The 15,338-nt window shown below is 60.7% G+C and carries 14 protein-coding genes and 1 pseudogene; 11 read left to right on the forward strand and 4 right to left on the reverse strand.

What is annotated here, in order from left to right:
• Window positions 1-6 precede the first annotated feature (6 nt).
• Entirely contained in the window at window positions 7-345 is a 339-nt protein-coding gene (locus IV091_RS00665) for a hypothetical protein (protein ID WP_293464032.1), read from the reverse strand.
• Window positions 346-426: 81 nt separating this feature from the next.
• Window positions 427-2,835, reverse strand: coding sequence for a phosphoenolpyruvate synthase (ppsA, locus tag IV091_RS00670; protein WP_293464033.1), 2,409 nt, complete (start codon window positions 2,833-2,835; stop codon window positions 427-429).
• 182 nt (window positions 2,836-3,017) lie between these two features.
• On the opposite strand from ppsA, the gene IV091_RS00675 reads away from it, so the two are divergent.
• The 10 genes and pseudogenes from IV091_RS00675 to hemP all read left to right on the forward strand — a co-directional run.
• Window positions 3,018-3,839, forward strand: coding sequence for a pyruvate, water dikinase regulatory protein (locus IV091_RS00675; RefSeq protein WP_293464035.1), 822 nt, complete (start codon window positions 3,018-3,020; stop codon window positions 3,837-3,839).
• Window positions 3,840-4,072: 233 nt separating this feature from the next.
• Complete coding sequence (ahpC, locus tag IV091_RS00680) at window positions 4,073-4,645, forward strand: alkyl hydroperoxide reductase subunit C (RefSeq protein WP_293464037.1); 573 nt, start codon at window positions 4,073-4,075, stop codon at window positions 4,643-4,645.
• Window positions 4,646-4,724: 79 nt separating this feature from the next.
• Window positions 4,725-6,296: an alkyl hydroperoxide reductase subunit F gene (gene ahpF, locus IV091_RS00685; RefSeq protein WP_293464039.1), complete on the forward strand. Its 1,572-nt coding sequence runs from the start codon at window positions 4,725-4,727 to the stop codon at window positions 6,294-6,296.
• Window positions 6,297-6,605: 309 nt separating this feature from the next.
• Window positions 6,606-8,885, forward strand: coding sequence for a TonB-dependent siderophore receptor (locus tag IV091_RS00690; RefSeq protein WP_293464041.1), 2,280 nt, complete (start codon window positions 6,606-6,608; stop codon window positions 8,883-8,885).
• Between the two features lie 77 nt (window positions 8,886-8,962).
• Window positions 8,963-9,694 (forward strand): Fe2+-dependent dioxygenase, encoded by a 732-nt coding sequence (locus IV091_RS00695; RefSeq protein WP_293464043.1) that lies wholly within the window; start codon window positions 8,963-8,965, stop codon window positions 9,692-9,694.
• Between the two features lie 89 nt (window positions 9,695-9,783).
• Window positions 9,784-10,005 carry a hypothetical protein gene (locus tag IV091_RS00700; RefSeq protein WP_293464045.1) on the forward strand — a complete coding sequence of 74 codons (222 nt, stop codon included), beginning with the start codon at window positions 9,784-9,786 and terminating at the stop codon, window positions 10,003-10,005.
• 106 nt (window positions 10,006-10,111) lie between these two features.
• Entirely contained in the window at window positions 10,112-10,801 is a 690-nt protein-coding gene (locus IV091_RS00705; RefSeq protein ID WP_293464047.1) for an energy transducer TonB, read from the forward strand.
• Window positions 10,802-10,831: 30 nt separating this feature from the next.
• Window positions 10,832-11,545, forward strand: coding sequence for a MotA/TolQ/ExbB proton channel family protein (locus tag IV091_RS00710; protein ID WP_293464049.1), 714 nt, complete (start codon window positions 10,832-10,834; stop codon window positions 11,543-11,545).
• A gap of 13 nt (window positions 11,546-11,558) precedes the next feature.
• Window positions 11,559-11,981 carry a biopolymer transporter ExbD gene (locus IV091_RS00715; RefSeq protein WP_293464051.1) on the forward strand — a complete coding sequence of 141 codons (423 nt, stop codon included), beginning with the start codon at window positions 11,559-11,561 and terminating at the stop codon, window positions 11,979-11,981.
• 187 nt (window positions 11,982-12,168) lie between these two features.
• Window positions 12,169-12,279, forward strand: a pseudogene (hemP, locus tag IV091_RS00720) (hemin uptake protein HemP); the annotation flags it as partial.
• Window positions 12,280-12,374: 95 nt separating this feature from the next.
• Here the strand turns inward: hemP and IV091_RS00725 are convergent.
• Window positions 12,375-12,782 carry a heme-binding protein gene (locus IV091_RS00725; protein ID WP_293464052.1) on the reverse strand — a complete coding sequence of 136 codons (408 nt, stop codon included), beginning with the start codon at window positions 12,780-12,782 and terminating at the stop codon, window positions 12,375-12,377.
• Window positions 12,783-12,983: 201 nt separating this feature from the next.
• Between IV091_RS00725 and IV091_RS00730 the strand changes: the two genes are divergently transcribed.
• A complete protein-coding gene (locus tag IV091_RS00730; RefSeq protein ID WP_293464054.1) occupies window positions 12,984-13,676 on the forward strand; it encodes a Bax inhibitor-1/YccA family protein in 693 nt (230 codons plus the stop codon).
• Between the two features lie 85 nt (window positions 13,677-13,761).
• Here the strand turns inward: IV091_RS00730 and rlmD are convergent, their stop codons facing one another.
• Window positions 13,762-15,222, reverse strand: a complete 1,461-nt coding sequence (rlmD, locus tag IV091_RS00735; RefSeq protein WP_293464056.1) for a 23S rRNA (uracil(1939)-C(5))-methyltransferase RlmD — start codon at window positions 15,220-15,222, stop codon at window positions 13,762-13,764.
• Between the last annotated feature and the right edge of the window lie 116 nt (window positions 15,223-15,338).

Here is a 15,338-nt window from a genome sequence, read left to right on the forward strand (position 1 = left end):
CAGGCTTCATTTGCACAGCGCCACGCCAATTTGCAGACAGATGCTGACTTTGGCGAACGCCGCTCCGCCCCAGACAAACAGCAAAGCCAGAAAGGCCACCAGCGGTACGTGACGGTCCAGCACCAGCTGCGGCGAAAGCCAGCGCGCCGCGCGTACCCAGGGCCGCCCCAGCAACTGCAGCAAGCGGTAAAACGGATTGCGCTCGGGCGCCGGGCCGGCCAGCAAGCCGACCACCCATTGGCCAAACAGCGCAAGCAGCGCAATTTCAGCGAGTAGTTTGACAGTGGTGGCGGCAGCAAGCATGGCGGTGAAAGGGCCGGTAAAGAACGTGCCTCCGATTGTCATCAGAGGCCTTGCCATTTACTTACCGCGCACCCTCAAGTCACCGGGGGTTTTCCCTTGCCTGGTGGGCGACGCAGGCCGGATTTAGTTGGCCAGCTGCTTCCAGGTGTCAATCACCGTATCGGGATTGAGCGAGATGGAGCCAATGCCCTGCTCCTTGAGCCACAGCGCAAAGTCCGGATGGTCGCTGGGCCCCTGGCCGCAGATCCCGATGTATTTCCCCTGGCGCTTGCACGCGGCAATCGCCAGGCTGAGCAGCGCCTTGACGGCCGGATCGCGTTCGTCAAAGTCCTTGGCCAGAATCTCCAGGCCCGAATCGCGGTCCAGGCCCAGCGTGAGCTGGGTCAGGTCGTTGGAGCCAATGGAAAAACCATCGAAGTATTCAAGGAACTGGTCGGCCAAAATGGCGTTGCTCGGGACTTCGCACATCATGATGACGCGCAAGCCCTGCTCGCCGCGCTTGAGGCCATGCGCGGCCAGCAATTCGGTCACGGCCTTGGCCTGGCCCAGGGTGCGCACGAACGGCACCATGACTTCCACGTTGGTCAGACCCATGTCGTTGCGCACGCGCTTGAGCGCCTCGCATTCCATGGCAAAGGCCTCGCGGAAGTCTTCGCTGATGTAGCGCGCGGCACCGCGAAAGCCGAGCATTGGATTTTCTTCTTCGGGCTCGTAGCGGGAGCCGCCAATCAGCTTGCGGTACTCGTTGGACTTGAAATCGGACAGGCGAACAATTACCGGCTTGGGCCAGAAAGCCGCGCCAATCGTGGCAATGCCTTCGGCGACCTTGTCCACGTAAAACGCACGCGGCGAGGCATGGCCGCGCGCGACGCTTTCCACGGCCTTTTTCAGGTCCGCATCAATGTGCGGATAGTCCAGAATCGCCTTCGGGTGCACACCGATGTTGTTGTTGATGATGAACTCCAGCCGCGCCAGGCCTACGCCCTGGTTGGGAATCTGGCAGAAGTCAAACGCCAGCTGCGGGTTGCCGACGTTCATCATGATCTTGATGTCAATCGGCGGCATCTCGCCGCGCTGCACTTCGGTCACTTCGGTTTCGAGCAGGCCGTCGTAAATATTGCCGGTGTCGCCTTCGGCGCAGCTGACCGTGACCAGCATGCCATTTTTGAGCATTTCGGTCGCATCACCGCAGCCGACCACGGCTGGAATGCCGAGTTCGCGCGCAATGATGGCGGCGTGGCAGGTACGCCCGCCGCGGTTGGTCACGATCGCGCTGGCGCGCTTCATGACCGGCTCCCAGTTTGGGTCTGTCATGTCGGTGACCAGGATATCGCCGGGCTGGACCTGGTCCATCTCGCTGATGTCATGCACGATGCGGACCGGGCCGGTGCCGATTTTCTGGCCAATGGCGCGGCCCACGGCCAGCACGGCGCTGGTGCCCTTGAGCTTGTAGCGCTGCTCGGCCTTGCCCTTGGCCTGGCTTTTCACGGTTTCGGGGCGGGCCTGCAGAATGTAGAGTTGGCCGTCGGTGCCGTCCTTGCCCCACTCCACGTCCATGGGGCGGCCGTAATGGGTTTCAATGATCACCGCATAGCGGGCCAATTGCTCCACCTCGTCGTCGGTCAGCGAATAGCGGTTGCGCAACTCTGTCGGCACGTCTGTGGTCTTGACCAGCTTGCCAGTGGCCGCTTTCTCGTCTGCCGTAGTGAATTCCATCTGCAGCAGCTTGGAGCCCAGACTGCGGCGAATCACCGCGCGCTTGCCGGCTTTCAGCATGGGCTTATGGACATAAAACTCGTCAGGATTGACAGCGCCCTGCACCACCGTTTCGCCCAGGCCATAGCTGGACGTGATGAAGACCACGTCGTCAAAGCCGCTTTCGGTGTCCATGGTGAACAGCACGCCTGCCGCACCCAAGTCGCTGCGCACCATGCGCTGCACGCCGGCGGACAAGGCCACGTCGGCATGGGCAAAGCCCTGGTGCACCCGGTAGCTGATAGCGCGGTCGTTGTAGAGCGACGCAAACACCTCCTTCATCTTGTGCAGCACGGCTTCAATGCCCACCACATTCAGGAAGGTTTCCTGCTGACCCGCAAACGAGGCGTCGGGCAAGTCTTCGGCTGTAGCGGACGAGCGAACCGCAAAGCTGGCCTGTGGATTGCCCGCGCTCAGTGCGGCAAAGCTCTCGGTCACGGCTTGTTGAAACTCTGGCGGGAAAGGCTGGGCTTCGACCAGACCGCGAATGTGGGCGCCGGCTTGCGCCAGTGCCCGCACATCGTCGGCGTCCAGCGCGTCCAGCACGGCATTGATTTTGTTGTCCAGACCATCGTAGGCCAGAAACACGCGAAAGGCATGGGCTGTGGTGGCAAAACCGCCAGGCACGCGCACGCCGTTGGGGCCGGTGGGCAATTGCGAGATCATTTCGCCGAGGCTGGCATTTTTGCCGCCTACGACCTCGACATCGGTCATTCTCAGGTGTTCAAACGGGACGACCAGGTCGGTCGCTCCAAATAAAGAAGACAAGTTGGACATCAAAATACTCCGGGAGGTTTTAAAACGGGGGCGTGGCGCATGCGCAGCGAGCAACCTGGTTGTTGTTGTTCGAAGGGGTTGTGGCGGGGCATGGCATGGGAATCGGGATAATTGCCCTCAATTGTAGGGGCCCGCTGCCCGCCACGCCCCATCCCTTCCTTTTCACCAACCTGAACCGCCCCATGTCCGACCGCACCGTATTTTTCATTTCCGACGGCACCGGCATTACCGCCGAAACCTTTGGCAACGCCATCCTGGCGCAGTTTGAACTCACGCCGCGCCATATCCGCATGCCTTTTATCGACAGCGTGGACAAGGCCCACCAGGCGATCCGGCAGATCAACCACACCGGGGAAGTTGAAGGCAAGCGGCCGATTGTGTTCACGACGCTGGTGAACATGGACATTCTGGCGGTCATCAAAACCCACTGCAACGGCATGCTGCTGGACATGTTCGGCACCTTTGTGGCGCCGCTGGAAAACGAACTGGGCATTAAATCCCACCACCGGATCGGCCGCTTTTCGGATGCCTCCAAAAGCAAGGCCTACGACGACCGCATCGAGGCCATCAATTTCTCGCTGGCCCACGATGACGGCCAGAGCAACCGTGACCTGGCCGGCTCGGACGTGATTCTGGTGGGCGTCAGCCGCAGCGGAAAAACGCCGACGTCGCTGTACCTGGCGATGCAGTACGGCCTCAAGGCCTCGAACTACCCGCTGATTCCCGAGGATTTTGACCGCCGCCAGCTACCGCCAGCGCTGGCGCCGCACCGCAAGAAAATCTTCGGCCTGACGATTTCCCCCGAACGCCTGAGCCAGATCCGCAACGAGCGCCGGCCCAACTCGACCTACGCCAGCCTCACCAACTGCCGCAACGAAATCCATGAAGCAGAAGCCATGATGCGGCGCGAAGGCATTCGCTGGCTGTCCACCACGACCAAGTCGATTGAAGAAATTGCCACCACCATCCTGCAGGAAATCAGGCCGGAGCGGCTGGAGTACTGAAGTCCGGTGCATGAATCGATTTGCTGCTATTTTTATAGCAATTTACCTATGCCGTTATTGGACTGGCAGCCCTGCAGCCTGTGCACCGGACGGGACATGGTCAAAAAAAAGGAAGCGTTCCACCCGATAGGAACTGGTAATTTATTTAATAGTATGTTTCTATCAAAAAACTCCAACCAAGATATGTAAACTATCAACTCGCTCAGTTTTTTACTTCACCTAAGGAAAATTCCATGTCCCTGATCAACACGTCCGTCATCCCCTTCAAAGCAACCGCTTATCACAACGGCAAGTTCGTGCCCGTCAGCCAGGACAACTTCAAGGGCAAGTGGTCCGTCGTCGTGTTCTACCCGGCCGACTTCACCTTTGTCTGCCCCACCGAGTTGGGCGACCTGGCCGACCACTACGCTGAATTCCAGAAAATGGGCGTTGAAATCTACGGCGTGTCGACCGACACCCATTTCACTCACAAAGCCTGGCACGACACGTCGGACACCATCGCCAAGGTCCAGTACCCGCTGATCGGTGACCCAAGCGGCCAGCTGGCCCGCGCCTTCCAGGTGATGATTGAAGAAGGCGAAGACGCTGGCCTGGCCTACCGCGGCACCTTCGTGATCGACCCGGACGGCAAGATCAAGACCATCGAAGTGCACGACAACGGCATTGGCCGTGATGCTGCCGAACTGCTGCGCCGCGTGAAAGCCGCCCAGTATGTGGCCGCGCACCCCGGTGAAGTCTGCCCCGCCAAGTGGACCGAAGGCGCAGAGACGCTCAAGCCTTCGTTCGACCTCGTCGGCAAGATCTAAGCCACCGATCTGCCCCAGGCCCGGGGCATTTGTTCCCGGGCTTTTTTGTTTCTACCTTTAGATTGAATGTGAGTCCGCCATGCTTGACGCCAGCACCAAAGCCCAACTGAAGAGTTACCTCGAACGCGCCACGCAGCCGATCGAAATCGTTGCCTCGCTGGACGACAGCAAGGCGTCGGGCGAGATGCAGGCGCTGCTCAAGGACATCACCGACTGCTCGCCGCTGGTCAGCGTGACCGAGCGCCGCGACGACACCTTCCGCAAGCCCTCGTTTTCAGTCAACCGACCGGGTGAAAACCACGGCCCGCGCTTTGCCGGCCTGCCGATGGGCCACGAGTTCACCTCGCTCATTCTGGCGCTGCTGCAGATCGGGGGCTACCCGCCCAAGGTCGAAGAAGAGGTGCTGCAACAGATTCGCGCGCTCGACGGCGACTTCGAATTTGAAATTTACATTTCACTGACCTGCCACAACTGCCCCGACGTGGTCCAGGCACTGAACCTGATGGCGGTGCAAAACCCGCGCATCAAGAACACCATGATCGACGGCTCGCTGTTCCAGGACGAGGTCAAGGCGCGCCAGATCATGGCCGTGCCGACCGTGTTCCTGAACGGCATCGAGTTTGGCCAGGGCCGCATGAGCCTGGAAGAAATCCTTGCCAAGATCGACACCAGCGGTGTCGAGCGCGAGGCGAAAAAGATTGACGCCAAAGCCCCGTTCGACATGCTGATCGTCGGCGGCGGCCCGGCCGGCGCGGCGGCGGCGGTCTACGCAGCCCGTAAAGGCATTCGCACCGGCGTGGCCTCCGAGCGCTTTGGCGGCCAGGTGCTGGACACCATGGGCATCGAGAACTTCATCTCGATCCAGGAAACCCAGGGCCCGAAACTGGCTGCGGCGCTCGAAGAGCATGTGCGCAGCTACGACGTGGACATCATGAACATGCAGCGCGCCAAGGCCCTGGTGCCCAACGCCGGCCCCAACCACGACCTGATCGAGATCCAGCTTGAAAGTGGCGCCTCGCTCAAGAGCAAATCCGTGATCCTGGCCACTGGCGCGCGCTGGCGCAACATCAACGTGCCCGGCGAGGCCGAATTCAGGAACAAGGGCGTGGCCTACTGCCCGCATTGCGATGGCCCGCTGTTCAAGGGCAAGCGCGTGGCGGTGATTGGCGGCGGCAACTCGGGCGTCGAAGCCGCCATTGACCTGGCGGGGCTGGTCGGCCATGTCACGCTGATTGAGTTTGACACCCAGTTGCGCGCGGACGCGATACTGCAGCGCAAGCTCATGAGCCTGAAAAACGTGACGGTGATCACCAACGCGCAAACCACCGAGATCACCGGCGAGCAGACGGTCAACGGTCTGGTCTACAAGGACCGCGCCACCAGCGCGCTGCACAAGGTGGAACTGGAAGGCGTGTTCATCCAGATTGGACTGATCCCCAACACCGACTGGCTCAAGGGCGTGGTCGAGCTGTCCAAACACGGCGAGATCGTGGTGGACGCGAAGGGCCAGACCTCGGTACCGGGCGTGTTTGCGGCGGGCGATGCCACCACAGTGCCGTTCAAGCAGATCATCATTGCAGCAGGCGACGGCGCCAAGGCGGCGCTGGGGGCGTTTGATCACCTGATCCGCACGTCAGCACCTGCGGCCTGAACGGCTGGGGGCCGCAAGGATTTCTTGCGGCGGCCAACATCAAATCAACGGGACTTCAAGGTCCCGTTTTTTTATGGCCGAATGGACTGCAAAACGTCTCAGAAATGCAACATTATTCTGGATATTGCCCTTTAAAACCCGAAGCGGCAATCTATTAAAATACGAATCATTCGTATTTACGATACACTTTAAAGCGAACCTTACGAGCCAGCCAACTCGGGTCTTTCGGGACCGCCTCGAGCACAGCCAAGCCATTTCCCGTAACCCGGTCCGCAGCCGCACAAGGCCGGATCCCGCTTGGAGGCCATCTTGGCAAACCCTTTCGCTCGCCCCACCCCCGCTTGGCGCAAACAACCGTGCCGTCCTGACGGTATTTCATCGGCCCACGCACCTCTGGCCGCCTCCCACAAAGCCCTGCTGCCCCTGGGTGCGATGATGCTGGCGGCGTCGGTGTCGGGTTGGGCGCAAGGCAGCGCGTCCGCTCCCGGCGCGGATTCACCGAATGTCACTGCCACCACGCCCGCCGAAGGCAAAGCGCTTGCGCCCGTGACCGTGACGGGCACCCGCGACCGCGCGGCTCAAACCTACCAGAGCGGTATCACCAGCGCCGGCAAGATGCCGGTGCCAGCCAAGGACATTCCGCAATCGCTCACGGTGGTGAACGAAAAACTGATTCACGACCAGGGCAAGGACAGCTTCAAGAGCGCGCTTGAAAACGTCGTCGGCATCACCTTTGAGGCGGGTGAAGGCGGCCGGGTGGGCGACAACATTAGGCTGCGCGGCTTCAGCGCAGCGGGCGATATTTACCTGGATGGCATGCGCGACATGGCCCAGTACAACCGCGATGTGTTCAATACGGACCGGGTGGAAGTGCTGCGCGGCGCGGCATCCATGCTGTTTGGCCGCGGCTCCACGGGCGGCATTGTCAACCAGGTCAGCAAGCAGCCGCGCCTGATGACCGAACACGAAGTCAACGCGACCATAGGCAGCAACAACTACCAGCGTTACCAGGGCGACTTCAACTTCAAGCTGGCGGATGACGCCGCGCTGCGCATCAACGCCATGACGACCGACGGCGACGGGCGCGGCGACAACGCGGGCGCGTCCACCCATAGACGCGGGCTGGCGCTGGACTACCGGCTGGGCATAGGCACGGCCAATGAATTCCAAGTCAGCTACTACCACCTGCACTACAACGACAAGCCGGACTGGGGATTTGCCTGGCTCAACGGCCGCCCGGCCCCCTCGCCCACCCACCGCTACTGGTACGGCCTTGAAAGCGATTTCCAGAACGACAAGGCCGATGTGCTGACGCTGTCGCACACCCACCGCTGGGCCGACGGCAGCAGCCTGAAAACCAGCGTGCGTGACGGCCACTATTCCCGGGCCATGTGGGCCACGCAATCGAGTTTTGCAGCCGGCACGACGGCGGCCAACCTCAACGACAACACGGTCGTGAACCGGCGCAGCAACGCCAAGTCGGGCCAGGAGCACCACACCTTTGTGCAAACCGACTACCTCACGAGCACCCAGTGGTTTGGCCGAAAAAACAGCCTGCTGGTCGGGGCGGAATACGCCGCTGAAAATGCCAGCCGGTCCACCTACGCGGCCCTGGTCGGCACCAAGCCCTCCACCACGGCAGGCAACCCCGGCAGTACCGGCATCAGCGGCAACCTGACGGAGCGCCTGGCCACAGAATTCAAGGCCACAACGCTGGGCTTGTACGTCCAGGACACGATTGAGGTGGCACCTTACTGGAAGCTGGTCGGCGGTTTGCGTCTTGACAACTTCAAGGGCGATTACCAGCGCCCTGGCAATCCCGCGCCCAACAACACGGCCCTCTCGCGCTCGGACACCCTGCTCAGCAAACGCCTGGGCCTGATGTACCAGCCGACGGATGAGGTCAGCTACTACGCGTCGTATGGCACCTCGTTCAACACCTCGGGCGACCTGTACCAGTTTGACCCGACCTCGGCCAACACGGCGCCGGAAAGCAGCCGCAATATGGAGATCGGGGCCAAGTGGGAACTCTACGGCGGCGACTTGTCGTTTCGCACGGCACTGGCCCGCACGGAGAAGTACAACGAGCGCAACACAGACATCGACACGGCCAACAACGCTTATTTGCTGTCAGGAAAACGCCATGCCAACGCGCTGGAGTTTGAGATTGCAGGCCGCATCACGCCGCAGTGGGACGTGTTTGCAGGCCTCGGATTTTTAAAAGCGGTGATTGACCAATCAGGCTCAAGCGCGGCAGGCCAGCTTGAAGTCGGCCAGAACCCGGGACTGAGCCCGACCCGGCAGGCCAACCTGTTCACCACCTACCGCATCGGGACCCAATGGCGCATCGGTGGCGGCTTGACTGCCGTGAGCCAGAACAAACCGGCCAACAGCGTCACATCGCTGAACCGCGCCCCTGGGTACGTCAAGGCCGATGCCCTGGTGGAATACAAAATCAACGAGGGCAACACCGTCAAGCTCAACGTCGACAACCTGTTTGACAAGGTCTACTACAACACCCTGTACCGCGGCTTTGCCGCGCCGGGCGATGCGCGCAGCGTGCGCCTGACGCTGACCAGCAGGTTCTGAGACACCGCATTTCAAACGTCGGGCCACGCTGCAAGCGGCGCTGCCCGGCTCCATTTGGCTTACCTGGAATTGACCCCATGCTGCTTCGCATTCATCAAGCCCTGCAAGCGGACGAGCTCGCACAAGTCCGCCAGTTGATCCTGGCTGCCGACTGGACTGACGGCCGCATCACCGCCGGCAGCCAGTCCGGCGCCGTCAAAAACAACCTGCAGCTGCCCGAAGGGCTGCCGGCCGCCCAGCAGGCGCGCCATATCGTGTCGGTGGCCCTGGCCCGCAACCCCTTGTTTGTGACCGGGGCCTTGCCCAAGTCGGTGTATCCGCCGCTGTTCAATCGCTACGGGGGCGCCAGCAACCACTTTGGCAACCACATCGACAACGCGGTACGCACACACGCCGCCACGGGGCGCCATGTGCGTACCGATATTTCCTGCACGCTGTTTTTAAGCGATCCGGCCAGCTACGACGGCGGTGCGCTGGTGGTGGAGGATACCTATGGTGAGCAGCGCATCAAGTTCGAGGCGGGCGACCTCGTGATGTACCCGGGCACGTCGGTGCACCGCGTGGAGCCCGTCACGCGGGGGGAGCGCCTGGCCTGCTTTTTCTGGATCGAAAGCATGGTCCGCTCGGATGCGCAGCGCCGGCTGCTGTACGACATGGACATGGCCATTACCTCGCTGCGCCAGAAAGACCTGGCACGCGCGCCCCATAACCCGAATCAAGGCCAGGCAGGCGAGCCGAACGAAAGCCCCGAAGCAGTAAGGCTGACCGGCTGTTATCACAACTTGCTGCGGATGTGGGCCGACGTTTAAGACCGCCTGTTAGGCGTCGGCCGGAATATTTCCCACAAAAATGCTTCTTTATCGATAGCTTCTAATGTCCGATATGTATAGGATTTATCGTGTTTTACTCAAAAATTATCCACTACTTGCATCCTCTTTCAATTAGGCCAGATGATTTCAGTAAATGCGATCCATTCGCATTTAAAATAAAGGCACTTTATTCACGCGGCGCCCATCACGCACACAACACCGCCATGGAACACCTTGCCCTTCTGATCGCAGCATTGCCTGTCAGCCTGATCCTGGTAGCCGGCGCTGCCTGGTGGGTCTTTCGCCGTTAACGTTGACCGCCCGGACCGCCTTGCGCACGCTTGTGGCACCCTTGTGACCTCACCTTCAACCCGTTTCCTGATGAATGCCCCTTCCTTTTCAAACAGCGCTGCCCCAATGCAAAAACTGATGCGACCGCCTGTCAGCCGCACTGCAGTCATTGCGTTCGTGGTGGTGGCCTTGCATGCGGGTTTCATCTGGGCCTTGCAAAGCGGAATGCTGATGCGTGCGGCCGAATTGTTGGTCCCCGCTGAAATTTTGGTGGAATTTGTCGATCCGCCGGCCCCCAAGGCAGCGCCCGCCCGTCCCGCACCGCCCCCTCCCGTTTTGGCGCCCCCCAAAAAGGCAGTCGCCAAAGCACCCGTTGCGCAGCAACCCCAGCCGCTGGCCGTTATAGACACCACGCCGTCGCCGAATGCGCCCGCCGGCGTGATCACGCCGCCAGCGCAGACGGCCGCCGTGGTTGAAACCTCCACCGCGCCATTGGCACCACTGACGCCAGCCGCGCGCCCGGCACCGGCGGTGGTCCAGATGCCCTCCAGCGACGCCGACTACCTGCGCAACCCCAAACCACCCTACCCGGCTTTGAGCCGGCGCCTGGGTGAGCAGGGTCTGGTCGTTCACAGCGTCCTGATTGGTGTTGACGGCGCCGCCGTCAGCGCCCGGCTGGTCAAGTCCAGCGGCTTCGAACGTCTGGACCAAGCCGCGTACCAGGCCATCATGCGCTGGCGCTACACGCCGGGCAAACGCAACGGCGTCCCCGAAGCCATGACTTTCAACGTGCCCTTCAACTGGGTTCTTGAGTAAATTTTTAAAAAACCGTGGAGTATTGAATTCATGAATTCCCAATTCGGCCTTGCCAACGTCTGGAGCCAGGGCGACATCGTGACCAAGTCGGTGGCCCTGCTGCTGCTGCTCATGTCGCTGGCCTCGTGGATGGTCATCCTCATCAAGACGCTGGATCTGCTCAAGTACAAACGCCTGGCCAAAAGCGCCGAAGACTTCTGGCACAGCGAAGACTTTGCCGCCGGCCTGACCAAGCTGGGCGAAGACCCGGGCAACCCGCTTCGCCAGCTGGCACTGGAAGGCCGTGAGGCCGCAGCCCACCACAGCAACACCAAGGCGCAGCTGCGCGACACGCTGGACATGAGCGACTGGGTCACGCGCGCATTGCGCAACGCCCTTGACGAATTCACCGCCCAGCTGCAATCAGGCCTGGCCATCCTGGCATCGGTCGGGTCCACGGCACCGTTTGTGGGCCTGTTTGGCACGGTCTGGGGGATTTACCACGCGCTGCTGGCGATTGGCGCTGCAGGCCAGGCCACCATTGACAAAGTGGCGGGGCCGATTGGCGAGTCCTTGATCATGACGGCGCTGGGCCTGGCGGTGGCGATTCCCGCCGTGCTGGGCTATAACGCGCTGGTGCGTGGCAACAAAAGCGTTCTGCACAAGCTCAACCGCTTTGCCCACGACCTGCATGCCTATTTTGTGACCGGTGCCCGCGTCAACAGCCTCGGCTCGGCCCAGGTCATACCGATGAAAAAAGCCTGAAGGAGACTGCCCCATGGCTTTCGGAACCCCCAACCATATCGCCGATGACAACGACGAAGTGATGAACGAAATCAACATGACGCCCATGGTGGACATCATGCTGGTGCTGCTGATCATCTTCATCATCACGATTCCGGTGATGAAGCACGCCGTCAACATTGACCTGCCGCGCGTCAGCAATGAGGTGCAAAACATCAAGCCGGAAACGGTTCGCCTGAGCGTCGATGCCAGTGGTCAGTACTTTCTGAATGAAACCCAGGTGGCTGATGACGAACTGGCGACGCAACTGAAGGCCGCTGCCGCGCAACAACCGCAACCCGACCTGCACATACGGGGCGACAAGGCGGTGCGCTACGAGCGCGTGGCCCAAGCCATGGCGGCAGCGCAGCAGGCCGGGCTGCGCAAGATCGGGTTTATTACCGAGCCCAAAAACTGACTATTTCCGTGAAAAGCCTGCCCCCGCCAATGCTGGCAGCCATCGTCAACGCGTCGAAGAATCAACCGGTTAAACCATCATGCCCCTAGCGTTGCCCGTATCCCAAACTGCGCGTCATCCCACCTGTTCATCGTCGCATTCCAACGCGAATGAAGATACCCAGTCGCCAGGCGCGTGCCCCCCTTGCGTCAGCAGCTCCGACATTTTGCGCGGCCAAAAAACGGTTGAAATCAGCCACAAGGGCTTGACCTACCGCCTGCAGGCCACGCGCCTGGGCAAACTGATCCTGACCAAGTAATCACGGCACCTCAGTTGCCCGTAAGTTGCCCGTAAAAAAACCGACGTCAAAGTCGGCTTTTTTACGTCAGGCCTGCGCCCGGTCAGAGGGCTGGATCACAGTCCAATGGCGGCAATGCCGGCGCGCGCGACCTGCGCATCTTCCGAGGACTTGACGCCGCTCACACCGACAGCGCCCAGGCACTGGCCGTCCTTGATGATGGGCACGCCGCCTTCGAGCATGCCCTGGATGTAAGGCGCCGACAGAAACGAGGTGCGGCCTCCATTGATGACATCCTCGTATACCTTGCTTTCGCGCTGACCCATGGCCGCGGTGTTGGCCTTGGCCGGCGCAATGTGCGAGGAAATGGGCGCTGCGCCATCCAGGCGCTGCAGGTGCAGCAAATGGCCCCCGTCGTCAACGATGGCGATGGTGACAGCCCATTTGTTTTTCAAGGCTTCTGCCTCGGCGGCGGCTGCGATGGCTTTGACGTCGACAAGTTCAAGTACTGCTTTTGATTTCATGGTGTTCCCGCGGTTCGAGGTTTTTTGGTAAAGACGTCAAGCATACGCAATTTTTCATGGCTTCAGCGCTTCTGGCCAAGCGAACACCCTGTAGAGCCCTTACAGAAAATAAGGGGTGCATGTGCTTTCCCTCTTGTAAATGAAAGCATGGCCCGTAAAATGTATTCATCAGCATTTGCTGGGTCTATGGAGATGATGCTCATGAATGAAAACGTTCAACCCCTTGGTTACGGCTCGGCCGGTGCGGCCTTGCAAGAGCGCAACAAGGTGATGCGCAACACGTACTGGCTGCTGGCCCTGAGCCTGCTTCCCACGGTGCTGGGTGCTTGGGTCGGCGTGGCCACGGGTATTACAGCCGCATTGAGCGGTGGCTTGGGCCTGGTCGTTTTTCTGGGCGGCGCTTTCGGCTTCATGTACGCCATTGAAAAGACCAAAAACTCGGCGTCAGGCGTGCCTGTGCTGCTGGGCTTTACCTTCTTCATGGGGCTGATGCTGTCCCGCATGATCGGCATGATCCTTGGCTTCAGCAACGGCGCCGAACTGATCATGACGGCCATGGGCGGCACAGCCGCTGTGTTTTTCGTCATGGCAACGCTGGCCAGCGTGATCAAGCGTGACCTGTCCGGCATGGGAAAATGGCTGTTTGTCGGCGCCATCGTGGTCATGGTGGGCGGCGTAATCAATATTTTTGTCGGCTCCACCGCCGGCATGATGGCTCTTTCAGTGGCCGTGATCGCGATTTTCAGCGCCTACATGCTATATGACCTGAAGCGGATTCTGGACGGTGGCGAAACCAACTACATCAGCGCCACGCTGGCCTTGTACCTGGACGTGTTCAACGTTTTCCAGGCGATGCTGGCCCTGCTGGGAATCTTTGGCGGCGAACGCGACTAACCCCAACCCGCTTGGTTTTCAGCAAGCAACAAAAAAGGGCCTTCGGGCCCTTTTTTGTTGCTTGCTGAAAGTATGGTGAAAGTACCTACACCCGCTCGAACACCGCCATGGACTCCACGTGCGCCGTGTGCGGGAACATATTGACGACGCCGGCTGCCGTGCAGCGGTAAGCGCCACCATCCACCAGCACACCCGCATCGCGGGCCAGGGTGGCCGGATTGCAGCTCACATACACAATGCGGCTGGGCAGCGTCCAGCCACCCAGCACCAGGCTTTGCTGCAGTCCTGCGTCATCGCAGGGCACGCCGGTCACGATCTGCTGGTGCAGCGCGGCCAGGGACTTGAACAGCTCAAACGCCCCTTCACGCGGCGGGTCCACCAGCCACTTGTCGGCCACACCGTCCTTGACCAGCATCGAAGGCGTCATCTCAAAAAGATTGCGCGCTACAAACGTTGTAGCAGCCAGCGCCGGCCGGACCTTGGAAGCCACTCTATTTAACTCAAAATTATCGCGTGAACGGGCTACCAGCACCTCACTGCCCTCAATGCCCAGCACCTCGCGGGCATGCGTGGCCAGCGGCAACGTGAAATTACCGAGGCCGCAAAACCAGTCAATCACCCGCTCATGCGGCTGCACATCCAGCAGGCGCAGTGCGCGGGACACCAGCACCTGGTTGATCTCCGGGTTGACCTGGGTGAAATCGGTTGGCTTGAACGGCATGAGCACGCCGAACTCCGGCAAGCCATAGCTCAACTGCGGCACGTCCTCGTCCAGCAGCCTGACGGTCTCCAATCCACCAGACTGGAGCCACCATTGCAGGCCCACATGCGCGGCGGCAAAAGCCCGAAGCCTGGCCAGATCGCCTTCGCTGAGCGGCTCCATGTGGCGCAGCACCATGGCTGTCACCGCGTCGCCACACGCCAGTTCGATCTGCGGCACGGTTTCCCGGGCATCCATGCTGCCAATCAGTTCCCGCAGCGGCAGCAGCATGTCGCTGACGTGCCTGGGCAACACATGGCATTCGCTCATGTCGGCGACATAGCCACTCTTGCGCTCGTGAAAACCGACCAGCACGGCGCCCTTTTTGCGCACATAGCGCACCGACAGGCGCGCACGGTAGCGGTAAGCCCAGGCCGGCCCTTCGATGGGCCGCAACAGGTTGTCGGCCTTGACCTTGCCGATGTAACGCAGGTTGTCTTCCAACACACGCTGCTTGACCGCCACCTGCGCCCCCACATGCAAATGCTGCATCTTGCAGCCGCCGCAGGCACCGGTGTGCATGCCAAAGTTGGGGCATGCCGGGCGCACCCGCTGCGAGGATTCGCGGTGAACCACCAGCAGCGTGGCTTTTTCAAACGCGCTTTTCTTGCGGTAAACATTGGCCGTCACCAGCTCAAACGGCAACGCGCCCTCAATGAACACGACTTTACCGTCTGCCCGGTGCGCAATACCCTGGGCTTCAATGTCAAGCGACTCTACGGCGAGCAAATCGATCGGGTAGTCGGCAGGAGCAGAGGTCGGTTGGTTGTGGATTTCTTCAGTCATCCCCTATTGTCTCAGGCTGTCCCTGCAATTCTTTGAGCGCCCGAAAAAGGTGCCGCTCCAGCCTGCCTGACAACGCCGCCAGCGGCACAAAACCCGGTCAAATACAGAGCGCAAAA

The organism is Polaromonas sp. (assembly GCF_018780625.1).
GTDB lineage: Bacteria > Pseudomonadota > Gammaproteobacteria > Burkholderiales > Burkholderiaceae_C > Polaromonas.